Annotated in this window: 21 protein-coding genes and 1 pseudogene; 7 read left to right on the forward strand and 15 right to left on the reverse strand. The window is 63.7% G+C overall.

Annotated features, from left to right (window positions below; genetic code table 11):
* The first annotated feature begins 7 nt into the window (after window positions 1–7).
* Complete coding sequence (locus VE009_RS17335; RefSeq protein WP_325008711.1) at window positions 8–103, forward strand: IS3 family transposase; 96 nt, start codon at window positions 8–10, stop codon at window positions 101–103.
* A 59-nt stretch (window positions 104–162) separates the two neighbouring features.
* Here VE009_RS17335 and VE009_RS17340 read toward each other — a convergent pair whose 3' ends face one another.
* The gene (locus VE009_RS17340; RefSeq protein WP_325009818.1) at window positions 163–1,005 is read right to left on the reverse strand and encodes an undecaprenyl-diphosphate phosphatase; all 843 of its coding nucleotides are present in this window, start codon (window positions 1,003–1,005) and stop codon (window positions 163–165) included.
* An 8-nt stretch (window positions 1,006–1,013) separates the two neighbouring features.
* Entirely contained in the window at window positions 1,014–1,916 is a 903-nt protein-coding gene (locus VE009_RS17345; protein WP_325009820.1) for an AraC family transcriptional regulator, read from the reverse strand.
* 117 nt (window positions 1,917–2,033) lie between these two features.
* On the opposite strand from VE009_RS17345, the gene VE009_RS17350 reads away from it, so the two are divergent.
* The 3 genes from VE009_RS17350 to VE009_RS17360 all read left to right on the forward strand — a co-directional run bounded on the left by VE009_RS17350 (window position 2,034) and on the right by VE009_RS17360 (window position 7,294).
* Window positions 2,034–3,995, forward strand: coding sequence for a glycoside hydrolase family 127 protein (locus VE009_RS17350; protein ID WP_414694890.1), 1,962 nt, complete (start codon window positions 2,034–2,036; stop codon window positions 3,993–3,995).
* A 231-nt stretch (window positions 3,996–4,226) separates the two neighbouring features.
* Window positions 4,227–5,417 (forward strand): MFS transporter, encoded by a 1,191-nt coding sequence (locus VE009_RS17355; RefSeq protein WP_325009823.1) that lies wholly within the window; start codon window positions 4,227–4,229, stop codon window positions 5,415–5,417.
* Between the two features lie 125 nt (window positions 5,418–5,542).
* Complete coding sequence (locus VE009_RS17360) at window positions 5,543–7,294, forward strand: methyl-accepting chemotaxis protein (RefSeq protein WP_325009825.1); 1,752 nt, start codon at window positions 5,543–5,545, stop codon at window positions 7,292–7,294.
* 71 nt (window positions 7,295–7,365) lie between these two features.
* On the opposite strand, the gene VE009_RS17365 is transcribed toward VE009_RS17360, so the two are convergent.
* The 6 genes from VE009_RS17365 to infC are packed head-to-tail and all read right to left on the reverse strand — an operon-like array spanning window position 7,366 to window position 12,041.
* Window positions 7,366–8,688 (reverse strand): hypothetical protein, encoded by a 1,323-nt coding sequence (locus VE009_RS17365; RefSeq protein WP_325009827.1) that lies wholly within the window; start codon window positions 8,686–8,688, stop codon window positions 7,366–7,368.
* A complete protein-coding gene (locus VE009_RS17370; protein ID WP_325009829.1) occupies window positions 8,681–9,778 on the reverse strand; it encodes a DUF58 domain-containing protein in 1,098 nt (365 codons plus the stop codon). Before VE009_RS17370 ends, VE009_RS17365 begins: the two co-directional genes overlap by 8 nt.
* Before the next feature lie 3 nt (window positions 9,779–9,781).
* Entirely contained in the window at window positions 9,782–10,747 is a 966-nt protein-coding gene (locus tag VE009_RS17375; protein WP_325009831.1) for an AAA family ATPase, read from the reverse strand.
* Window positions 10,744–11,169 carry a DUF6157 family protein gene (locus VE009_RS17380; protein WP_325009833.1) on the reverse strand — a complete coding sequence of 142 codons (426 nt, stop codon included), beginning with the start codon at window positions 11,167–11,169 and terminating at the stop codon, window positions 10,744–10,746. Before VE009_RS17380 ends, VE009_RS17375 begins: the two co-directional genes overlap by 4 nt.
* 22 nt (window positions 11,170–11,191) lie before the next feature.
* Window positions 11,192–11,551: a Lin0512 family protein gene (locus VE009_RS17385; protein WP_325009835.1), complete on the reverse strand. Its 360-nt coding sequence runs from the start codon at window positions 11,549–11,551 to the stop codon at window positions 11,192–11,194.
* Between the two features lie 7 nt (window positions 11,552–11,558).
* Window positions 11,559–12,041, reverse strand: coding sequence for a translation initiation factor IF-3 (gene infC, locus VE009_RS17390; RefSeq protein ID WP_325009837.1), 483 nt, complete (start codon window positions 12,039–12,041; stop codon window positions 11,559–11,561).
* Between the two features lie 62 nt (window positions 12,042–12,103).
* Here infC and VE009_RS17395 point away from each other — a divergent pair, with 62 nt between their 5' ends.
* Both VE009_RS17395 and VE009_RS17400 read left to right on the forward strand, forming a co-directional pair.
* Window positions 12,104–12,400 carry a hypothetical protein gene (locus tag VE009_RS17395; protein WP_325009839.1) on the forward strand — a complete coding sequence of 99 codons (297 nt, stop codon included), beginning with the start codon at window positions 12,104–12,106 and terminating at the stop codon, window positions 12,398–12,400.
* Window positions 12,401–12,485: 85 nt separating this feature from the next.
* On the forward strand, window positions 12,486–14,177 hold the full coding sequence (locus tag VE009_RS17400; RefSeq protein ID WP_325009841.1) for a M3 family oligoendopeptidase: 1,692 nt from the start codon (window positions 12,486–12,488) through the stop codon (window positions 14,175–14,177).
* 30 nt (window positions 14,178–14,207) lie between these two features.
* Here the strand turns inward: VE009_RS17400 and VE009_RS17405 are convergent, their stop codons facing one another.
* The gene (locus tag VE009_RS17405; RefSeq protein WP_325009843.1) at window positions 14,208–15,980 is read right to left on the reverse strand and encodes a glycerophosphodiester phosphodiesterase family protein; all 1,773 of its coding nucleotides are present in this window, start codon (window positions 15,978–15,980) and stop codon (window positions 14,208–14,210) included.
* 228 nt (window positions 15,981–16,208) lie between these two features.
* Here VE009_RS17405 and VE009_RS17410 point away from each other — a divergent pair, with 228 nt between their 5' ends.
* A complete protein-coding gene (locus VE009_RS17410) occupies window positions 16,209–17,435 on the forward strand; it encodes an MFS transporter (RefSeq protein ID WP_325009854.1) in 1,227 nt (408 codons plus the stop codon).
* A 45-nt stretch (window positions 17,436–17,480) separates the two neighbouring features.
* Here VE009_RS17410 and VE009_RS17415 read toward each other — a convergent pair whose 3' ends face one another.
* From VE009_RS17415 to VE009_RS17440, 6 genes and pseudogenes are all read right to left on the reverse strand, one after another.
* Window positions 17,481–18,293 carry a GNAT family N-acetyltransferase gene (locus tag VE009_RS17415; RefSeq protein ID WP_325009845.1) on the reverse strand — a complete coding sequence of 271 codons (813 nt, stop codon included), beginning with the start codon at window positions 18,291–18,293 and terminating at the stop codon, window positions 17,481–17,483.
* A 45-nt stretch (window positions 18,294–18,338) separates the two neighbouring features.
* Complete coding sequence (locus VE009_RS17420) at window positions 18,339–19,949, reverse strand: HAMP domain-containing sensor histidine kinase (RefSeq protein WP_325009847.1); 1,611 nt, start codon at window positions 19,947–19,949, stop codon at window positions 18,339–18,341.
* Window positions 19,946–20,641 (reverse strand): response regulator transcription factor, encoded by a 696-nt coding sequence (locus tag VE009_RS17425; protein WP_325009848.1) that lies wholly within the window; start codon window positions 20,639–20,641, stop codon window positions 19,946–19,948. The genes VE009_RS17420 and VE009_RS17425 overlap by 4 nt, the downstream gene beginning before the upstream one ends.
* 83 nt (window positions 20,642–20,724) lie before the next feature.
* Window positions 20,725–21,462, reverse strand: a complete 738-nt coding sequence (locus VE009_RS17430; protein WP_325009850.1) for a hypothetical protein — start codon at window positions 21,460–21,462, stop codon at window positions 20,725–20,727.
* Window positions 21,463–21,672: 210 nt separating this feature from the next.
* Window positions 21,673–23,082 (reverse strand): glucuronate isomerase, encoded by a 1,410-nt coding sequence (uxaC, locus tag VE009_RS17435; protein ID WP_325009852.1) that lies wholly within the window; start codon window positions 23,080–23,082, stop codon window positions 21,673–21,675.
* Window positions 23,083–23,103: 21 nt separating this feature from the next.
* Window positions 23,104–23,253 (reverse strand): annotated as a pseudogene (locus VE009_RS17440) (NADP-dependent phosphogluconate dehydrogenase); the annotation flags it as partial.

Here is a 23,253-nt window from a genome sequence, read left to right on the forward strand (position 1 = left end):
AAGGCGAATTGAGGCATATATTCACTTTTATAACCACGACCGGCCTCAGAGAAAGCTAAAAAAACTGACACCTGTAGAGTACAGGTGCCAGTTCTCAGCATAGGGTCTTATTTAACTGTCCACTAAAATGGGTCTTGACCACCGCCGTCGAGGGTTTGTTTTTTACGCGAAGTAAACGAGGTAAATGACCGCCGCCAGCACGATGCGGTAGATCGCGAACGGCACGAGCTTGACGCGGTCGATCATTTTCAGGAAAAATCGAATCGTAATGAGTGCGAAAACAAAGGCGCTAATGAAACCGACGACGAAAAACGGAATCGCCTCCGCAGCGAAATACTCCAAGTTTTTCACGAGCGAAATGAAGCTCGCCCCCGCCATGATCGGCACCGCCATGATGAAGGTGAAGTCGGCCGCCGCCCGATGGCTCATCCCGAGCAGCACGCCGCCGGAAATCGTCGCCCCGGATCTCGAGAAGCCCGGCCACAGCGACAAACATTGCACGAAACCGACGAGGAGCGCTTGCCTGTATGTAATCTTGTCGACCGTCTCCGTCGCCGCCTGCTTCGGGCGAAACCGATCCGCCGCGAGCATGAGCAAGGCGCCCAGCACGAGACCGATCAGCACCGTGGACGTCTGGAACAAGTAATTATCGATGTAATCCTCGGTCAACACCCCGAGCACGCCCGCGGGCAGCAGGCCGACGATCACTTGCGTCAGCTTCAGCCGCGGACCGCCTTCAGCCGCGGACGGCTTGCCCCCGACCCAGCGCCTCAGCCCGAGCAGATCGATGAACCGCTGCCGGAAGACGACGAGCACGGCGAGAATCGAACCGAGCTGAATGACGACTTTGAACGTGTTCGCCACGTATTTCCCCAAAAACTGTTCCGACTGCAGCCACGCGTCGTCCACGATAATCATATGGCCGGTGGACGATACGGGCGCGAACTCCGTCAGCCCCTCGACCAGCCCGAGAATGACCGCTTTCAAAAATGTGATGAAATCCATGGTCTCTCCTAACTCCTCTCCATCTCTTCTCTCTCATGAAATCTTCTTCGGAACTGCAGCGGCGTCTCGCCGACCTCCCGTTTGAAGCGGTTCGTAAAGTACGGAGCGTTCGGAAATCCGACCCGCTCGGCGATGTCCGCCACGCGAAGATCGGTGTTGACGAGCAGCAGCTTCGCTTGTTCGATCCGGTACCGATGCAGAAAATGAAGCGGCGTGCACCCGAAAGCGGCTTTCATACAGCGCAGCAGGTAGTTCGGGTGGAAATGGAGCGCTTCGGACAGCGACTGATTCGTAATGTCGGACGTGTAATGAAGCTTCACGTACGCTTCGATCCGCTCCGCCACCTTCCACACGTTCGCCCCGCTGCCCGTCCAGCCCCCGTCCTCCAGCAGCTGAATCAGTTCAATGAACCGCTGCTGGTCGCTCCACAGCGACACGAACCGGCCGCGGGCCGACGCGTCGCTCAGCTGCTGGAGCAGCCGGAACGCCTCCTCCGGAAATCGGAGCGGGCCGCTCTTCGGCAGCCGCAGCGTGCGCGGCGCGAACCAGGCGTGCCAGCCGGGCTCGTCCCCTCGCCGCGGGCCCCGAACCCGGACGTCGCCGCCGCGAAATTCGGCGTACCGCCCTGCCGTATCGAAATGCACCCAATAAAAAACCGTCCGTTCGACGCAAGGCTTGACCGGATAATGATAACGCCCCGGCAGAAGCAAAAGCAAGTGTCCGGGACCGATTTCCCACTGTCGGTCCTCTTCGCCGATGTACAGCGCCCCCTCTTCCACGACAAGCAGATCGAACACCGCGAGTCCGCTGCGCGAAGGGTGCTGATCCCCGGGTTCATATTCGGCTCTGCCGCATTCCAGCACATACGGCATCGGCGGCGCTTCCATCGTCAAGTACGTTTCAACGCTCATGGCTCTCTCCCTCGATGAGTGTGAAAAATTATAAGAAATTGGGTGATCGAGCGGCTACTCCCTCCCTATCGTAAACGCTACAATGCTAGAAAACAAAAAGTTTTTCCGATTCGGACAATGGAGGGAACGAATGTGAAGCTGCAGCATGCGAAAACGCCCGCGATTCAAGACGCCTATTGGTCCGCTTACCGGAAGCTCGTTCGGGAGACGGTCATTCCGTATCAGTGGGAAGCGCTGAACGACCGGGTGCCTGGGGCCGAACCGAGTTACGCGATCCGCAATTTCAAAATCGCCGCGGGGCTCGAGAAGGGCGAGTTCGGCGGTTTCGTATTTCAAGACAGCGATTTGTACAAATGGTTGGAGGCTGCCGCTTACACGCTGGCCGAAGCGCCGGATCCGGAGCTCGAACGGCAAGCGGACGAGGCGGTCGACTTGATCGCGAAGGCGCAGCGTCCGGACGGGTACATCAATACGTATTACACGATCAAGGAGCCGGGCAAGCGGTGGACGAACCTGCTCGACTGCCATGAGCTGTACTGCGCCGGCCATTTGTTCGAGGCGGGCGTCGCTTATTACGAAGCGACCGGCAAAAGAAAGCTGCTGGACGTCTGCTGCCGCTTCGCCGACCACATCGAAAAGACGTTCGGCGAAGAGGAAGGCAAGCTGCGCGGCTACGACGGCCATCAGGAAATCGAGCTCGCGCTGCTGAAGCTGTATCGGGCGACGGGGAACGAGTCCTATTTGCGGCTAAGCTTATATTTCTTGAACGAGCGGGGGCGCGAGCCGAACTTCTTCCTCGACGAGTGGGAGCGCCGCGGCCGCGTGTCGCACTGGACGGGGACCGTCAGCGGCAAACCGGACGTCTCGTACAATCAGGCGCATCGCCCGGTCCGGGAGCAGACTGCGGCGGTCGGGCACGCGGTGCGCGCCGTATACATGTACACAGCCATGGCGGAAGCGGCGGCGCTGACGGGCGACGAGACGCTCGCGAGCGCCTGCCGTACGCTATGGGCGAACATGACCCGCAAGCAAATGTACGTTACCGGCGCGATCGGCTCGACGCATCACGGCGAAGCGTTCACGTTCGATTACGATTTGCCGAACGACACCGCGTATGCGGAGACGTGCGCCTCGATCGGCCTCGTCTTCTTCGCGCAACGGATGCTTCGGCTCGAGCCGCGCGCCGAATACGCCGACGTCATGGAACGCGCGCTCTACAACACGATCGTCGGCAGCATGGCGCTCGACGGCAAGCATTACTTCTACGTCAATCCGCTCGAAGTGTGGCCGGAGGCGTGCGAGCGAAATCCGGGGAAGCGCCACGTGAAGCCGGTGCGCCAGCCGTGGTTCGGCTGCTCGTGCTGCCCGCCGAACGTCGCCCGGCTGCTCAGCTCGCTCGACAGGTACGTGTATACGTCCTCGGGCAATACGGCGTTCGTCCACTTGTTTATCGGCGGGGAAACCTCCCTTCCGCTCGAAAGCGGCCGCGTCGGCTTGAAGATGACGTCCGACCTGCCGCGCTCCGGCGACGTCCGTTTCGTCGTGACGCCGGAGCGCGCGAACCAGCGCTTCTCGCTCGCCTTGCGCGTGCCGTCCTGGTGCGAAGGCCGGACGGCGCTGCGGGTGAACGGGGAGCCGGTCGGCTACAGCCTGCAGGACGGATACGCCGTCGTCACGCGCGACTGGCGCGACGGCGATACCGTCGAATGGACGATGGCGACGCCGGTGCTGCTGCTCGAGGCGCATCCGTCGATCCGCGCCGACGCGGGCAAGGCGGCGCTCCAGCGCGGCCCGATCGTGTACTGCTTCGAAGAAGCGGACAACGGCGCGCCGCTCGCGTCGCTGTCGATCCGCGCCGACGCTTCGTGGACCGCCCGGTATGAACCGGAGCTGCTCGGAGGCGTCGTCGTGCTCGAGGGCGAAGGCATGCAAGACGCGGCCGACTGGGCGGAGGACGCGCCGTACCGGCCGTACCGCCGGTCCGCGGCGCCGGCTGCGCTCCGCGCGGTGCCGTACGCCGTATGGGGCAACCGCGGCGCCGGCGAAATGGCGGTGTGGATGCGCGTCGCGACGACGTAACTGAACTGCAGCAAGCCTATTGAAATCAACCGCCGTCAGGGCGTCCGGCCGCGCTTCGGGATCGAGAATCCCGGGCCGCGCCGGCGCCCTTTTTGCCGTGTCCTGGCCTGCTATTGGGACGAACCGCCGCGGAAAAAGGTTCCCGATCTTGAAAAAAAGGGTTCTCAATCGCTCCGAAGTGTGATAGACCAGTAATATCTCTTTCAATTCACAGCAGGAGTTGCGCGCTTCATGTTTTTCTCCCAAAAATTCGTCTATTTCCGGCTTCGCCTATTCATGTTTTTCATGTTCGGACCGATCGCCTTGTTTCTGCCGTATTTGCCCCTATATTTGCAGCAAAGCGGCTTTTCGCCCTCCGAAATCGGGGTGCTGCTGACGATCGGTCCGGTGGCGGCCGCCGTGTCCAACCCGTTCTGGGGATACGTCAGCGATCGGCTGCAGAACGTCAAGCTCGTGCTGCTCGTGCTCATGTTCGGCTCCCTCTTGTCCAGCCAGGTGCTGTACAACGTCGGGCCGTTCTGGGGCGTGTTCGCGGCGATGATCGTGTTTTATCTTTTCAACACGGCCATCATGCCGATCAACACGTCCCAAATTTTCCAGACGATCGAAGGCACGGAGCAGCGGTTCGGCTCGTTCCGCATCTGGGGGTCGATCGGGTACGCCGTCATCGTGCTCGCGTCCGGACCGATTCTCGAAGCGGTCGGCATCGGAAGCGTCGGATGGGTGTACGGCGCCGCCATGGCGATCGCCATATTATGCGGGTTTCTGCTGCATCGGCCGGCCGCCAAAGCGAGAAGGAGAGCCGGCGGCATCACGTTCCGCGACTCGGTACGCTCATCGCTCCGAGGGCCGTTCGCGCTGTTCCTCGCGGCGGCGCTGCTCATCGGCATCCCGAACTCCGTCCATGCGCTGTATATGTCGCTGTTTCTCGAGGAGCTCGGCGGCAGCCCGACCAGCATCGGCTGGTCGATGTTCGCGGCCGCGGTGCTCGAAGTCCCGCTGTTTTTGCTGCTCGACCGCTGGTCGAAACCGAACGAGCAGTCCATGCTGAAGCTGCTGCTGTTCGCCGCCGTCGTCTACGCGGTCCGCTGGGCGTTGATGAGCGTCGCGGCGACTCCGCTGCACGTCGTGTTGATTCAAATCCTGCACAGCTTTTCGTTCGGCTTCTTCATCTATACCGCCGCGCAGATGGTCGAATTTTTGGCCGACCGCGATTATCGGGCCAGCGGGCAAACGATGTACGCGCTCGTGCAAGGCTCGCTGTCGATGGCGATCGCCGGCGTGATCGGCGGCGCGCTGTACGAGGCGGTCGGACCGAGAATGCTATACATGGGCTGCTCCTTCCTCTCGATCGCGGGCCTCGCGGTCATGTATGCGCTGCGTCTCTCCTTGGACAAAAAAACTCCCGGACCTTCGGCTTAGGCCGCAAGTCGGGAGTTTTTTGTTTCTTCATGAAAATTTATTATGAAAATATGAGGAAATTACTAGAAATTTACTTTATAATTAATAAAAAAATATAAAAAAGACAGCATCGAGGAGAGAGCCGTATGAACTGGGGAACGTTTCGCCTGTCGCTTCGCATCAAATTGTTGATCGTCACGTTATCGCTTCTAATTATCCCTACCGGAGCGCTAGGTCTTATTTCCTACCGAGAAACGACGGATGAAACGAACCGCATGGTAGAGGAAGGTTTGCGAAACGACGTACGGTTTATGCTGGAAGTGATCGAACGGCAACAGCGATTCGTCGAATCCGGCACCCTCCCGAAAGAGCTCGCCCAAGAGGAAATCAAAGACATGCTGCTCGGCCCGAAGCTGACGGACGGCACTCGCCCGATCAACGACCGAATCGATTTGGGCGAACACGGGTATATGTTCGTGCTCTCGGAGGACGGAACGGCGCTTGCTCACCCGGCCGCGGAAGGGCAATCGCTGTGGGACAGCCGCTCGCCGGACGGCTCCTACTTTATCCAGGACATGATCGCCAAGGCTTCGAACGGCGGAGGGGTTACGAGATATTCGTGGCCGCTGCCGGGCGAAGAAGGGATGGCCGAGAAGCTGACCTATGCGGAGCGGGATCCGAATTGGGGCTGGATCGTCGCGGCCGGCTCCTATACCCAAGATTTCAACCAAGGGCAGCGCAACATTCAGCGCGCCATCCTCGTTACGCTGTGCGTCGCGATCGCATCAGGCGCGCTCGTTTCGTTCGCGTTCGCCGTCTACTTGACCCGGCCCATCAACCGGGTGTCCGATCTGCTTCGTCTCGTGGCGCGGGGCGAGCTGAACGCCGAGCCCGTGCGCGTGCGGCGGAACGACGAAACCGGGCGGCTCGCCGAAGACGCCAACGCGATGCTGCAGCAGCTGCGCGGGCTCGTCCGCGAGGTCGCCGACGGCTCCGGCGCGGTCCTTGCCGCGTCGCACCAGCTCGCTTCGTCCGCGGAGCAGACGTCGCAGGCGACTCGCGGCGTCGCTGCCGCGGTCCTGGACATCGCGGAAGGCGCCGACGCCCAGTCGACGGCCGCGGCGGAGAGCGCCCGCGCCATGGAGGAAGTGACGCACGGCATTCAGCGCATCGCGGATATTATGGGCGTCGCGTACGAATCGTCCGCCCGAACGGCGGAGAACGCCGCGTCGGGCGGGGAAACCGTCGAGCTGGCCGTGCGGCAGATCGGCAAGGCGGTGGATACCGTACGCGAGCTGAGCGGCACGATTCACGGCTTGAAGAGCCGGTCGGAGCGAATCGAATCGATTTTGCAGCTGATCGCCGACATCGCCAAGCAGACGAATTTGCTCTCGCTCAACGCCTCCATCGAAGCCGCCCGCGCCGGGGAGCACGGACGCGGATTCGGCGTCGTCGCCGGCGAGATCAAGAAGCTGGCCGACCAATCGAGCCGATCGGCCGAAGACATTCGCGCCGTCGTCGAGCAGATTCGCAGCGACATCCGCTTCTGCGCCGAGTCGATGGAGCACAGCGAACGGGAGGTGTCGGAAGGCGCAACGCTCGTGTACCGGACCGGCGACGCGTTCCGCTCGATCGACGCCGCCGCGAAGCTCGTGTTGGAGCAGGTCGAGGAAGCGACCGCCGCGTCCGAGCAAATGTCGGCCGGCGCGGAAGAAGTCGCCGCGTCGCTGCAGGATATCGCGGGTTTGTCGTCCCGGGCCGCGAGCGCGACCGAGGAAGTGTCCGCCTCCGCCGAGGAGCAGCTCGCAGTTACGGAATCGGTGGAGCAATCGGCCCGCGGGCTGTCCGATTTGTCCGCTCGGCTGAAAGACGCGGCCTCCCGTTTCCGGCTGTCATAAATGTAAAGCGGCCTCGTCCGCGGTGAATCGAATCGCCGCGGACGAGGCCGTCGTCGTTGCCGGCGGCGCCGTCAGGAGCCGCGGTCCATCCTCTCGCGGAGCTCGCGGCGCGCCGCCTCGGTTTCCGCGTCGCCCGCGTCCGCCTCGCCGTACCGGACCCGGTAGTACAGCGCGAGCAGGGCCGGCGGCAGTCCGGGGGCGGCGCGCCGCTTCCCCCGCCCTTCGCCGACGGCTTCCGCCCACTCCCGCAAGTCCGCCGCCGTCTCGGCCGGCGTTAATTCGCGCCGAGGCGCATATCCGCTCTCGACGGCCGAACGGAGCCAGCTCCGGTACAGGAAGCGGACGCGGTCGCGGTTCGACGCCAATTCCTCCCACCGCTCCTCGCGCCGACGCGCGATCAACCGGGCGAACCGCGACGTCCGCCACCGCTGCAAAGCCGTATCCCACGAAAATACGACCGTCTCCTCATCCGTGTAACCCGCAGGCTCCGGCTCGCGCGCCGAGCGGCCCAAGAAGGCGGCAAGCCGCTTGAGCCATTCCTTCGCGAGCGGACCGAAGTGGCGGTACAGCCACAGCCCCGCCGCCGCAACCAGCGCGATCAGCGCCAGCGCGGCGACGGCGTACGCGAGCGCGTTCCATACGGCGGCGAGCGGCCCCGGCTCCTCCGCCCCGCCCGGGAGCTGCGGCGCCGCGGCCGGCGGGGGCGGCTCCTGCGCCGGCGGCGCAGCCGGAGCGCCGTCCGGCAGCAGGCCGAACAGCCCTCGCAGCGCCGCGTACAGCAGCCGGCCGAACGCGTTGCCGAACGCCGCCGTCAGCAGCGCCGCCGCGAGCAGCACCGCGCCCACGATCAGCGCGTTATGCCGGCGCAGCGCGCCCGGCACCGCGGGCTTCGCCTTCGGCGACAGGGCGGCGTCCCGCAGGAAGGCGCCGTTCGCGGCGAACAGCGCCACGGCGAGCGCGAGCAGACCGCCCGCGGTCAGCAGCGGCACCGTCTCCTCTAGCGCGCCGAGCCGCGGGAACGCGACCGCGGCGGCGAAATAGAGCGCGAGGCCGATGAAGTGCCGCTTGACCGCGCCCATTCGGTCGCCGGTCGTTGCGCCCTGCAGCGCGGCGAAGCCGCCCGCCGCCGCCCACGCGGCCGCCGCGGCGGGACCGTCCGCGAGCGCGTACGCAGCCGCGGCCCCGGCGGCCGCGGCCGCGAGAAGCCGCTGCCACACGCGCCGCCAGCGGAAGCCGACCGCCGCCCCGGCGAACGACAGCGCCGGCAGCGCGGCCGCCTGAGCGGCGCCGAGGCTCGCCAGCCAGGCGTGCAGGGCGAGCCCGACGGGCAGCAGCATCAGCAGCTCCGCCAGCCATCCGGCGGCGTACCGCGCCAATAGCCTGTTATTAAGCATCGCCTTCGCCCCCTTCCGGAGGAATGACGAGCCAATCGACGCCGTTGCCGAGCCCGCGCAGCGCCTCGGCCGCCTCCGACAGCTCCGCGCCGCGATGGCACGTCACTATCAAATAATCGGTGTCGGCCGGCCCGAGCGCCGCCTCGTTCGCCAGCAGCGTATGCATCGAGACGGCGGTCTCGAGCTGCAGCCTCGCCATCGCGGTCAGCAGCGCCGCCAGCTGCGCTTCTCCGCCGCCGGGCGGCAGCCGAACCGGCGCCTTCGCTTCGCCGAACGTCCACCCGTTCGTCAGGAACCCCGTCTCGATGCCCTGCCGGATCGCGTTGGAGGCGATCGTCGCGGCGTACCGGAGCGCCCGCTCGATCCGCTCCGGCTCGGTCACCGCGTTCCACATCCGGTCGTGCGTCTCCAAGTTGACGCAAATCATCAGCCGATGATCGGCCGTATAATCCCGGCGATGCACTTGGAGCCGTCCCGCGCGGGCGGTCGCCTTCCAGTTGACGGCGCGCTGCGGGTCGCCCGGGACGTAATCGCGCACGCCGGAGACGAGGAACGGGTCCTCGACGATCCAGCGGCGCACGAGCAGGTCGCCTAGCCAGCTGTGCGACGGCAGCGGCACGTCCCGCAGCGGCACGATCTCCGGATAGACGTCGAGCGCGACGGACAGCGGGAATTGCCGGGACACGCGGACGAGGCCGAGCGGATCGCCCGCCGTCATCGTCGCCGTGTCGAGCCGGTAATAGCCACGCTTCGCGCACAGCACCCGGTGCCGGCGGACGATCTGGCGGTACGGGCGCAGACTGAACAAGCTGATATGGTTTTGGAACAGCGAGCCGCTGCGGATGTCCAAGTTCCGCTGCTCCCCGAACCGAAGCCCCTCCGCCATCATCGATTCAAGACGAATCCACGGGAGCGGCAGCGGCTTCCGGTTGACGATGCGCTCCACCATCTCGACCGTCTCCCCCGCGTAAGCGGTTTGGCGCGAGAAGCTCCGCGCATACCCGACGCCCCGCAGCGCATACCGGCGGTACACCCAAGCGAGCAGCGCGACGAGCGCGCCCGCGTTGACGAACAGCCACGCCAGCTGCATGGCTTACTCCCGATCCGCGAGCGCGGGCTCCGCCGGCACTTCGACGCGCTGCAGCGCCCGGCGCACGACGTCGGCGCCGCCGCCGTCCCGCGCGCGCGCCGCGTGCCGCGTCACGATGCGGTGCGCGAGCGCCGGCACGGCGACCGCCTTCACGTCGTCCGGCGTCGCGTAATCGCGCCCGTTCAAGGCGGCGTACGCCTGCGCCGCCCGCATCAGCGCAGAGCTGCCGCGCGGGCTGACGCCGAGCACGGCGTCCGCGTCGGCGCGCGTCGCTTCGGCGATCCGGGCGATGTACCGCAGCAGCTCCGCGCCGACGCGCACCTCGCTCACGAACCGCTGCGCGGCGACGACGTCCGCGGCGGACGCGACCGGCTCGAGCGACTCGAGCGGGTTCGCGGTCCGGAACCGCTCCAGCATCGCGACCGCCTCGTCCTCCGTCGGATAGCCGACCGGGATGCGCACGAGGAACCGGTCCAGCTGCGCCTCCGGCAGCGGGAACGTCCCTTGGTTGTCGACCGGGTTTTGCGTCGCGACGACGAGGAACGGCGATGCGAGCCGATGCGTCTCGCCGTCGATCGTCACCTGCCGCTCCTCCATGCACTCGAGCAGGCTCGACTGCGTCCGCGGCGTCGCGCGGTTGATCTCGTCCGCGAGCAAAATGTTCGTAAACAGCGGACCGGGCCGGAACTCGAACGCGCCCAGCTTTTGATTATAAAAATTGATTCCGCTTACATCCGACGGCAGCAAATCGGGCGTAAATTGTATGCGCTTAAACTCGCACCCGAGCGAACGCGCCAGCGACTTCGCCAGCAGCGTCTTCCCCGTCCCCGGCACGTCTTCGAGCAGCGCGTGCCCGTTCGCGAGCAGCGCCGCGAGCAATAGATCGATCGCCTCGCGTTTGCCGACGACGACGCGGGACACGTTGTCCCGAATCGCATCGATCGTCCGAACCAATTGTCCCAAATTCATGCCTTCACCGCTTTCTTGTTTCTCATCGCGTATTCCTGCTTCAGGTCCGCCCGCTCCGACAACCGAGCATACGCCTCCGACTCCATCGGGTAAATCGCGATTCGACCGTTTTCGTCGTAATGGACGCCCCAGCCGTATTTTTTCGGCAGCATCGACGCTCGCATGCAGGGATGGCTCTTCGCGAGCAGCTCCGACCGCACGGACGCCCGCCGCGCCTCGTCGAGGGCATCAAGGGCGAGCTTATGACGGATATGCGTTTCGACGATCAGCTCGTCCAAATCGTATGTATACGGATGCTTGGACAATATGTCGAATTGCACTTCGGGCAGCGTCTTGCCCGGCCCCTTCGAGACGGGAACGATGCCCCGCTCCGCCGGGCAGTCCTGCGACACTCTTACGAACGTGTTGACGATGGTCGTCATGCCGGCCTCCCTCCGTTTAACATTAATAGCCTACTTCCACGGACGCCACGACGACGTAGGCGAGGTCGTTCGCGTCATCCTTGTCCGGCAGCACGATGCCGCTCGACGTCAGCATGCCGCCGTCCACGACGTCGAACGAGACGTCGCCGTACGGCAGCTCCGCGCGCACCGTCTCCAGATCGAGCTTGTCGCGGTCGGCCGGCACGGCGAGGCGCACGTGCACCTTCATGTTGTCGAGACTGCCGCCGGGCAGCACCGAACGGATGCCGGGCATCGAATTGTGGTGAATCGCGTTCTGGACCGCGCGCACGGCCGCTTTCGTCACGTTCTGGCCGTGCAGGTCGACGCCCATGCCGATTTCGATGAACATTACTTTTTCCATCTTCGCTTCAATCCTCCTTCGGATCCAGCTGTACCGCCGCTTGCTTGCCGTTCAGCTGAATGCCCGTCTTTTTCGAACCGTAGGGCGCGAGCTCTCGAATTAACGATTCGAGCAGCGCCTTCGCCCGATCGCCTTCCTTGGCGCCGGACAGCTTCACGACGAGCAGCGCGGCGTCGCCGCCTTTCAGGATGCGTTCCGCCTGCGTTTTCTTGACGTCGTAGTCGTGCTCCTCGATGTTCGGCGTCAGCCGAATTTCCTTCACCTTCGGCGCCCGCGCCTTCCGCTTCGCTTGATTCGCTTCGTCGCGCGCCCGCCCCGCTCGGACGAGCCTGCACGGCGGCGGACTGCGCAGCAGCGACTCGCACACGAGGTCGACCTTAAGCTTTCGCGCCAACGCGAGCGCCTCTTCGGTAGGGACGATGCCGAGCGGCTCGCCGTCCGCCCCCGTCAGCTCGACCTCGGACGCTTTGATTTGTTCGTTCTTGATCATGGTGCGCAACTCCCGTCGGATGAACTATAATAGATGGACAACAAACGAAGGGGCCTTGATGCATGAATCATAAAGACATGGAAGAGCGGATCGTCCGCCAATATCAAGACGACGAGCGCATGATGATTCTCGTCTTCGCGCAGTGGTGCGTCAACCGCGGACTCGACCCCCAAGCGCTGTACGAAGAGGCGTATCCGAAGCAGGGCGCGAACCCGGCGCTGCTGGCGGCGCTCGAACTGACCGTGCCGAAAGAAGAAGCCGGCGACATCGCCGACGACACCGTCCTGAACGCGCTGTCGCTGTTCGGCAACGACGATTTGGCGGCGGTCGTCGCGGAGACGATCCGACGCCGGAAATAACGCTTCTTCCAATATACCATATCGTGGAAAAGGATGCCCGCCGTTGATTGCCGGCGTACAACATTTCGAAGCGAGGTCGATTTCGATGAAATTCAGCGAATTTCCGTATGCAAGGCCCGACATGGACGCGTTCAAGCGCGAGATCGAGACGCTCCTCGACCGGTTCCGCGGAGCCCAGACGTTCGAAGCCGCATCCGACGCGATCGCGGCGATCAACGCCGCCCGCACCGAGCTGTCCTCCCTGCTCGCGATCGCCCGCATCCGTCACACGATCGACACGACGGATTCCTTTTATAAGGAAGAGCAGCGGTTTATCGACGAGCAGTCGCCGGTGTACCAAGGGCTCGTCACGGAATATTACAGAGCGCTCGTCGCCTCGAAGCATCGCGCGCGGCTGGAAGAGCGGTTCGGTCGGCAGCTGTTCGCCTCCGCCGAACTCGCGCTGAAGACGTTCGATCCGGCGATTTTGGACGATTTGAAGGAAGAAAACAAGCTGTCCAGCGAATACGTGAAGCTCGTCGCGTCGGCGAGCATCGAATTCGAGGGCGAGCGCCGGACGCTGTCGCAGCTGGCGCCGTTCCTGCAGTCGACCGACCGCGATATGCGCAAACGGGCCGCCGACGCGCGGTACGGCTTCTTCGAAGCGCACGAGCAGGAATTCGATCGTTTGTACGACGAACTCGTGAAGCTGCGGACGTCCATCGCTCGCAAGCTCGGCTGCCGGACGTTCGTCGAGCTCGCGTACGCCCGCATGTCGCGCACCGACTACGGCCCTGCCGAAGTCGCCGCGTTCCGGAAGCAGGTGCGCGACCACATCGTGCCGATCGCGCAGCGGCTCAACGAAAGGCGGCGCCGGCGGCTCGGGCTCGATCGGCTGCGGTATTACGACGGCATCTCGTTCCTCTCCGGCAACCCGACGCCGAAAGGCGACCCCGCTTGGATCGTCGAGCGGGCGCAAGAGATGTACGCGGCCATGTCGCCGGAGACGGATGCGTTCTTCCGATTCATGACGGACGGGGGCCTCATGGATCTCGAGAGCAAGCCGGGCAAGCGCGTCGGCGGGTATTGCTCGTATATCGGCGCGTACCGATCGCCCTTCATCTTCTCCAATTTCAACGGCACCGCGCACGACGTCGACGTGCTGACGCATGAAGCGGGCCACGCTTTCCAGGCGTACATGAGCCGCGGCTTCGACGTGCCGGAATATATTCATCCGACGCTCGACGCCTGCGAAATCCATTCGATGAGCATGGAATTTTTCGCTTGGCCTTGGGTCGGTTCGTTCTTCTTGGAAGATACGGAGAAGTACAAATTTTCGCATCTCGCCGGCGCGCTGACGTTCATTCCGTACGGCGCCGCGGTGGACGAATTTCAGCACGTCGTATACGAAAACCCCGATTGGACGCCCGCGCAGCGAAAGTCGGCCTGGCGGGAGATCGAACGGAACTATGTGCCGAGCCGCATATATGACGACATGCCGTACCTCGAGCGCGGCGGCTTTTGGCATCAGCAGCAGCATATTTTCAAAAGTCCGTTCTATTACATCGACTATGCGCTTGCGCAAATTTGCGCGCTGCAATATTGGCAGCGGTCGAATCGCGACCGCGCCGAGGCGTGGGACAGCTACGTTCGACTGTGCCGCGCGGGCGGAAGCGATTCGTTCACGGGTCTCGTGCGGCTCGCCGGCCTCCGCTCTCCGTTCGAGGACGGCTGCGTCGCGTCGGTCGTCGGCGACATCGACGCCTGGCTGTCGGCCGTCGACGATCAGTCGCTTTGACCCTCCGCCACGCTCGCCGGCCGAGGAACGTCACTCGCGAACTCCGACGAGCGATCGCAGCTTCTCCGGGTAGTCCGTAATGACGGCGTCGACGTCGTACCTCAGCACCTCTCTCATGTTGCGCTCGACGTTCACGGTCCACACCCATACCTCGCGATCGAGCTTATGCGCTCTCCGAATGAACCGTTCGGAGAGCATGGTTTGATTGATCGTGTAGAAATCGACGTCCAACGCCGCCACGTCGCCCGCCGCCGCGAACAAAATTTGCCCGATTTTCAAATCCGGGTTCTCCTCGCGGACGATGCGGAGCACGCGGGAATCGAACGACTGCACGTAGACGTCCTCCTCCATCTCTTCCGCTTCGATCCATTCGACGACGGTCCTCGCCAACGTTTCTTTATCCCCGTACGGCTTGATCTCGACGACGAGCTTCGTCCGCCCTCTCGCCTCCCGCAGCGCTTCCGCGAGCGTCGGGATGCGTTCGGGCGGCATGCCCGTCCAGACGCCGCGAATGTCAAGCTGCTGCAGCTCCGCCATCGTCAGCTCATGCACGCTCGCCGGAATGCCGGCGACGCGTTCGAGCGTGAAATCGTGGTTGAGGACGACGACGCCGTCCTTGGACAGCTGGACATCGATTTCGACCGCGTCGACGCCGCCCTCGATCGCCGAACGGATGCCTGAAAGCGAATTTTCCGGCGCTCGGTAGACGTCGCCTCGGTGTCCGATCACTTTGACGTTCCAATCCAAATAGACGAGCCGGTCGCCGTACGTTTGGTGCAGCGCGAGAACGCCCGCCGCATAGGCGACGATGAAGAGCGCGAACGAATACCGGACGGAACGCGTTCGAAAATATCGGCGCCCGGCGGCTTCCGCCTTCCGCAGCCGCTCGCTGCGATACAGCTGAAGCTGATCCGCCGGCGGGACGCCGTCCATACGGCGAAACACGTAAAACAGCCTGGTCAACACGAGCAGGTTGATCGGCACGGCCAGCATCGCGAAGCCGAGCGCCAGCAAACTCGTGATCGGTACATACCAATCGCTCAGAATGAATCTGGCGACGGGAAGCTCCCACCGCTCCAGCGTGAACGACGCTCCCGCCAGCACGGCGTAAGCGACAGCGTACAGCGCCGAGTTGATCGCAGCGATGGTCACGAGCAGCCTTCCCTTCTTCGTGCGCGTGAGCCGGAAGCTGCTCTGTATCGCTTGCGCCGTCGTCTGCCGTTCGAGCAGGACGTAATGAAGCGCAAAGATCGAGCGCAAAAACAAATACGCAAGGGCGAGCAGCATCGCGGCGTACAGGAACGATAACGCCTTCGATTCGTGCCAGTAGTGGTACGCCGCGATCGGCACATTGATCCAGTCGAGCATGAGCGAAGCGAGCGGCGTATCGACCCACGGCGAGAAGGTGAACAGCGCCAGCACCCATTGGATGAAGCCAAGACCGAGCAGGCGCGGCACGGCGCGCGCGGCGGTGACGAAGGCGTCGGAGACGAGGCAGTCCCGCCCGAACAGCCGCTGCTGCGCGAGCACGATGACGGTGCCGAACTCGAGGAAGGCGACGAGGCCGGCGGCGAAGCCGATGACGCCGAACGCGGCGAGCCCGCGGAAGCTGAGCGCCAGCTTGTAGACGTCCGCGTTCAGGAGCAGCTGGACGCCGGGCGCCAGCAGCAGCCGGTTGAGCAAGAACGTTAATGCCGGGACGAACAGCAGGCTAGTCGCCATGATGTACAGCGATTCGAACAACAAAATTTGACGCCAAATGCGGCGAAGGTCTCGCATACTGTGACGGACAAACACGATCATCGGGCAGTTCACTCCACTTTCGGTTATCTCCACTATATCACCGCGGCCGGCGTCCGGCATCCACGTTCGTCCGCTATTTTCGACTTGACGAATACACGGCGTCATTGTGTATGATGGAGAAGCTGACAAAATCCAAATTTTTGAAATTAAGGAGTGACTTCATTGACAACCTCCCCGCAACCCGAGCATCCCCGCTCGCCGGGCGGCCAAGGCGCAGCGTCCGGCTCCCTGTTCCGCAATCCGCACGTGCAGGCGATTATGGCGTCCAATTTGCTGCTGCAGCTCGGCATTTGGGTGCGAAATTTCGCGATTTTGCTATACGTCACCGACATTACGAACGACGACCCGATCTACGTGTCGCTCATTTCGGTCGCCGAATTCGCGCCGATCTTCTTATTTTCGTTCATCGGGGGCACGTTCGCCGACCGTTGGCGCCCGAAGATGACGATGGTGTGGTGCGATATTTTGTCCGCCGTTTCCGTCTTCGTCGTGCTGCTCACGCTCGTCTTCGGCTCCTGGCAGTCCATCTTCTTCGCGACGCTCGTCTCCGCGATTTTATCGCAGTTTTCGATGCCGTCCGCGCTGAAGCTGCTGAAGCGGCACGTGCCGGAAGCGCAGCTGCAGCAGGTGATGGCGATGTTTCAAACGCTGATGGCCATCTTTATGGTCATCGGGCCGATCATCGGCACGTTCGTGTACCAAAAATACGGCATCTTCGTCTCGATCGGCGTCATGGGCGCCATGTTCCTCCTGTCCGCGCTCGCGCTGTCGTTCCTGCCGAAGGATCAACCGGTCGACAACGCCTCCGCCGAGGAGAAGAGCGTCTCCCGAGAGATGAAAGAAGGGTTCGCGTACGTGTTCCGCAGCAAAGTGCTGAAGACGCTCGGCGGCACGTTCGCGCTCGCGGGCCTCGCGGTCGGCCTCGTGCAGCCGATGGCGATTTTCGTCGCGACGATCAATCTCGGCATGGACAAAAGCTTCCTGCAGTGGCTGCTGATGGCGAACGGCGCGGCCATGCTCGTCGGCGGCGGGGTCGCGTTCGCTATCTCGAAGAAGGTGTCCGCGCCGAAGCTGCTCGCCCTCGGCATGTTCGTGGGCACGCTGACGACGTTCGTCATCGGCTGGTCGACGAACGTGCCGCTGACGATCGGAATGCAGGTACTCGGCGGGCTATTCTTCCCTTGCATCCATATCGGCATCAACACGATCATTCTGCAAAACACGGAAGAATCGTTCGTCGGCCGCGTCAACGGCGTGTTGAATCCGATGTTCATGGGCATGATGGTCGTCGGCATGTCCGCGGCGGGCGCGTTCTTGAACGTATCGTCGCTGCTGACCGTATACGCCGCCGCCGGGTTCCTGTTCCTTGCGGGCACGCTGACGCTCGTGCCGATCTTTAATTACAAAGGAGGTTCGAACGACGCCGCTCCCGCGCCGTCGCCTTCGATCCATTAAAGCAGCGAAAAGCCCCGAGACGGTTGGTCCGTCCCGGGGCTTCGTTTATGTCCGGCGCTGCGGAGAGGCGCAAGGATAGGTGAAAGCGAGCAGCTCGAACCCTTTCTTCTCTAAAATCGGGCGGCTCATCGGGCTCGCGTCGACCGCGAGCAGCCGGAAGCCGCTTTCCCACGCTTCCTGCGCGCGCGCCGCGACGAGCGCCGTATAAAGTCCCTTGCCTCGGTAATCGGGCAGCGTGGAGTCTCCCCACAAACTGCCGAACGTCGTCCCTTCGTGCAAGTACATCCAAGCGGCGCTGACCGGCCGGGCTCCGTCGTACGCGGCGTAGATCGACAGCCGTTCCCCGCTCCCGGTAAGCTCCCGCTTCAGCCGCTCGCCGAGGTCGTCGTGGGGCGCGCCCCAAATTTCGTCCTCCATCCCCATGATCGCGTCGATTTCGGCTTCGCCGTCGATCCTCCGAATGTCCGGGGAGATCGGCAGCCGCAGCAGCGGGTGCTCCTCGGTCAGCTCGAGCGCCATCAGCGCCTCGGGATCGCCCACGCGGAACCCGTGCCGCCGCAGCCGCTCCCGAAGATCCGCCGGCCGGTCGTAATCGAACGCCTTCCATTCGAACGGCTGCCCGATTGCGTCGAAATACGCGATCTGCCTTCGGATCGCCTCGTCCGCATCGTCGTCCGTCAAGTCCGCGTACAGCACGAAGCCGTCCTCTTCCCCGAGCGATACGTGACGGACGACGCCGCCGTCCTCTTCCCGGCGAAACCCGTCGAAACGGCATCGAACTCTCAGTTCTTCCGTATATCGTTTTAACATTTCTTCCCGCTTCATGCCGCGTCTCCCCCAAGGCAAGGCCGTTTCCATGTAGTGTACCTTCCGCTCCGGGCCCGCGCAATGCCGAATGCGCCGTTACCCCGCCCGACGCCTTGCCGCCTCCGCGGGCTCGAAGTAGAACGCCACCTCGCCCGGCTCGTTCGCCGCGCGAACGTCCATATCGTGCATGGCGGCGATTTGCCGCGCGATGGCGAGTCCGAGCCCGAACTGCCCGCCGGCCCCGGAACGGAACGGTTCGAACAGCCGTTCCGCGGCGTCGCCGTCGAGCGGCGGCCCGTCGTTCGCGATCCGGACGCGCGAGGCGCCGTCCGGCGTCGGGACGGCCTCGACGGCGATCTTCGACCGCGCGTAGCGCAGCTGATTGTCGAGCACGTTCTCGAACGCGATGCGCCAATGCTCCTCGTCGCCCGCGAGCGTCGCGTCCGGATGGACGTCCACCGACCAGGCGATGTCTCGCCTCCGGCAGCGCAGCCGCTCGATCGTCTCGCGCGCGACCGTCTCGACGGAGACGGGGCGGGCCGGATCGCTCCGTTCGCTATCGCGGTCGCGCGCCGCGAAATAGTTCAGCTTATTCAGCAGCAGCAAATCGCGCACGAGCCGCTCCAACCGCTCCGATTCCTGCAAAATGACGGCCGCGCTGCCGTGCAGATCGCCTTTCGGAAAAATGCCGTCGAGAATCGACTGCGCGTAGCTGCGGATGACCATGACGGGCGTTTTCAACTCGTGGGACACGTTCTGCAAATAAAACTGCTGCGCCTCGTCCTGCCGCACGAGCCGCTGCCGCATCGCCTCGATGGCGCGGGCGAGCCGGCCGATTTCGTCCGACCGGTTCGTGCGTAGCGGCTCGTGCCAGTCCCGATCCGCCAGCCGCCCGACGTGACGCTCCATCTCGACGAGCGGCCTCGTCATATATCTCGCCAGCAGCCAGCACGGCGGCCAGCTCGCGACGATGATGCCGATCATGAGCAGCAGCAGCCGGCCGTACATCGCGGCCACGAGATCGTTCCGATAGCTGCCCCATACGTAGGAGACGATGTACTTCGTTTGCCCGTCGACCGGCTCCTTGCGGACGGCGTAAAAGAGCGACTTGTCGTCGACGTTCATCGTGTAAGTGCCGACGGGCGCCTCCTGCGCCGCCGCGTTCCGTCCGATCGCCGAAGCGATCGGATCGTGCGCCGCCGCGGGGTCGAGCACGAAATGGTGAATGACCGGGCCGTCGGACTGCGATGAGGAGCCGCTCCTTCGCTCGAAGATCACGAGCCGATCCTCGAGCTTCAGGATCGCGCCGTCCGAAGGCTGCCCGCTCGGCACGATGTCGATCACGATCGGCTGCGGCTCGGCGGGCTCGGCGGGCTCGGCGGACTCGGGGGACTCGGCGGGCTCGGCGGACTCGGCGGACTCGGCGGGTTCAATCGTCAAGCCGGAAGCCGAGGAGGAGGCGGACACGCGGATCTCCGCCTGGACGCCGAGCGCCGCGGACGGAGCGGCCCCTGCGGCATGCGCGGCGTCTAACGTTTGCAGCCGCATATTGGACTGGGAATCGAGGAGCATGCCGTAAATTTGGTCGGTGAAAAAGCCGCGCAGCAGCCAAGGCAAAAACACGGCGAGCAGCGCGAAAATGACGAGCGTTAAGGCGGCGAACACGCTCCACAATTTGACGGCCAAAGGAAATTTGCGGACGATCATCCCTTCACCACCCTGTAGCCGAACCCGTACACCGTCTCCAGCTTCAGCAGCGGCAGCCGGCGCCGCAGCCGGCGGACGAGGTCGTCGACGACCCGGTCGGAGCCGAAATAATCGGCGCCCCACACCGCGTCGAGAATTTGCTCCCGGCTGAGCGCCTGCCCGCCGTTCACGGCCAAGTACAGCGCCAAGTCGAATTCCTTCGACGTCAGCTCGTACGTCTGACCTTCGTCGTCCCGCACCGTCCGCGCCCGTTCGTCGACCGTGTACGGCGCAAGCCGCAGCGCTCTGCCCGCCTTCTCCGGGAACGGACCGTCCGCCGCGCGAGTCTCGTATACCCGCTCGAGCAGCTTCCGCACCCGCACGACGAGCTCCCGCGGCAGGAACGGCTTCGCGACGTAATCGTCGCTGCCGAGCTCGAGCCCGACGACGCGGTCGATATCCGCATCCCGCGCGGAGATGAAGACGACCGGCACGAGCGGCCGGTCCGCTTTGATGTCCCGAATGAGCCGGTACCCGTCCACCCCCCCGGGCAGCATAATGTCGAGCACCCACAGATCGGGCCGCTCCGGGATCGCTTCGAGCGCGGAAACGCCGTCCGGAAACGCGCGCACGGCCCATCCTTCCCGCTCCAAGTACGCCTTGAGCACGTTGCTCAAATGCTCTTCGTCCTCGACCAAATAAATGCGGTACATACCGCGGCACCTCCTCGCGACGTCGCAAAGCCGAAGCGGCCTCGGCACGCTTCGGCTTCTCCCTTCCTGCTTGGAAGCGGCGTTTACGCGCCGGCTTCCGCTTCCGTCTCGCTTCCCAGCTGCTCCGCCATGCGCAGCAAAGCCTCGGTCTGCTTCCGGTAATCGTCGAGCAGCTGAGGCAGCAGCGCGGTGATCGCTTCCGCGTCTTCCGCTTCCACCGCCGCGGCCAAGTCGGCAAGGCGCTGCGCGGCGGGATCCGGCTCGCCCGTCTCCGCAGCTTTGACGCCTTCCGGCGGCGCCGGGAACACGAACGTCCTCGTCTCTGCGCCTCGCTCCAGCGCTATCGCTTCCCCGCTCTTCCGGAACGTAATGCGGAACGGCTCGCCGCGGCTTTCGATTTCGCCCTTCAATTCGCCGAGCTCTTCTTCGACGATCGCGTCGGCGCCGCCGGACGGAATGTGCACGGTCAACGGCTTTCTCTTCGAGAGCCGCTCCTCCGCCGCCTTGCGTTCCGCGAGCGCGGCATCCCACTCGTCCGTTAAGTCGGGCGCGTACGCGGCCGCAAGCAGCTTCCAGTAATGCCGCTGATGGACCGGCTCGTGCAGCAGTCCCGACGCGGCGGAGCTGACCGCGATCACGCCGGGCGCCTCCGCCGCGGGACCGGCCGTCGGAACGACCGTCCGAAGCGCCGGCGCGTTCTTCGCCGGCCCTCTGGACTCCTCCGCGGCCGACGCTCCGCCGACGTTCGCGACCGTTGCGCCGAGCAGCGCCGCCGCGACGGCGGCCGTTTTCCACTTTCGAATTCGTTCTGCGTTTCTCATGTCCTTTTCACTCCGTTCCATGTTTTCGAGGCGTTCCCTGCCTACGGACAACAATGTACCGAATGAATGCGGACAACATATCGGAACAATATGGGAAAATGTGTGACGCTCATTGCCGCTTTTTCCCATTGTACACCCGGCCGCGATGCGCGGACAACCATGCCGAAAGCGCAGCAAAGCCCCGATCGCATCGATCGGGGCCCTAAACCGTTACTCCGCAAACGGGAAGTAGTTTTTCGCGTTATAGTAGCAAATGTTCTGCACGATTTCGCCGAGCAGCTCGCGGTCGTCCGGGAACTCGCCCGCCTCGACCCATTCGCCGAGCAGGTTGCACAGGATGCGGCGGAAATACTCGTGGCGCGTGTACGACAGGAAGCTGCGCGAATCGGTCAGCATGCCGACGAAGCGGCTGAGCAAGCCGAGGTCGGCGAGCGCCTTCATCTGCGCGATCATGCCTTCCTTCGTATCGTTGAACCACCAGCCGGAGCCGAACTGCATTTTGCCGGCGATGCCGCCGCCTTGGAAGTTGCCGATCATCGTGCCGACGATATGGTTTTGCACCGGATTAAGCGAGTACAGCACCGTCTTCGGCAGGCCGGATTCGCGGTCGATCGCGTCGAGCAGACGGGAGAGCGGCTGCGCGATCGCGCTGTCGTTGATCGAGTCGAAGCCGGTGTCCGGACCGAGCGCTTCGAACATGCGCGTGTTGTTGCTTCGCAGCGCGTTCATGTGGTACTGCATGACCCAGCCGCGCTCCGCGTACAGCTTGCCGAGGAACACGAGCGTGTACGTTTTGTACTGCTGCTCTTCGTGCAGGCTGACCGCTTCGCCCTTCAGCGCCTTCGCGAAAATTGCGGCCGCTTCGTCCTTCGTCGCCGCGGCGTACGGCACGTAATCGAGCGCGTGGTCGGAGACGCGGCCGCCGACCGCGTGGAAAAAGTCTACGCGGTTCTCGAGCGCCGCAAGCAGCGCGTCGTAATCGTTGATCGGCTGGTTCGCCGCGGCCCCCAGCTTCGCGATCCAATCGAGGAAGCCTTTGCGATTGATTTCGAGCCCTTTGTCCGGGCGGAACGACGGAAGCACCTGAACGTCGAACGTCGGGTCCTCCTTGATTTTCGCATGGTACTCGAGGCTGTCGGTCGGGTCGTCCGTCGTGCAGATCACCTTCACGTTCGACTTCGTGATGAAGTCGCGCGCGCCGAAACCGCCGCTCGTCAGCTGCGCGTTCACTTTTTCCCAAATCGCCGGCGCCGTCTTCTCGTTCAGCAGCTCTTCCACGCCGAAATACCGCTTCAGCTCGAGATGCGTCCAATGGTACAGCGGATTGCCGATCGTCATCGGCACCGTCCGCGCATACGCGAGGAACTTGTCGTAATCGCTCGCGTCGCCCGTGCACAGCCGCTCCTCCACGCCGTTCGAGCGCATCGCGCGCCACTTGTAGTGATCGCCGTACAGCCATACTTCGGTGATGTTTTTGTACTGCTTATTCTCGAAAATTTCCTGCGGGCTGAGGTGGCAATGATAGTCGATGATCGGCATCGACTTCGCGTATTCGTGATACAGCGTCTCGGCCGTCTCGCTTTGCAGCATGAAGTTTTCGTCCATAAAAGGCTTCGCCATAAGATCCCGTCCTCTCTCGGTTTACGGATTCATCCACTCGAAGTGGAACGTGCCTTCCTTGTCGACGCGCTCGAACGTGTGCGCGCCGAAATAGTCGCGCTGCGCCTGCAGCAGGTTCGCCGGCAGCCGCTCCGTCCGGTACGAATCGTAGTACGCGAGCGCCGACGAGAA

It is taken from the genome of Paenibacillus sp., assembly GCF_035645195.1.
Classification (GTDB): Bacteria; Bacillota; Bacilli; order Paenibacillales; family YIM-B00363; genus Paenibacillus_AE.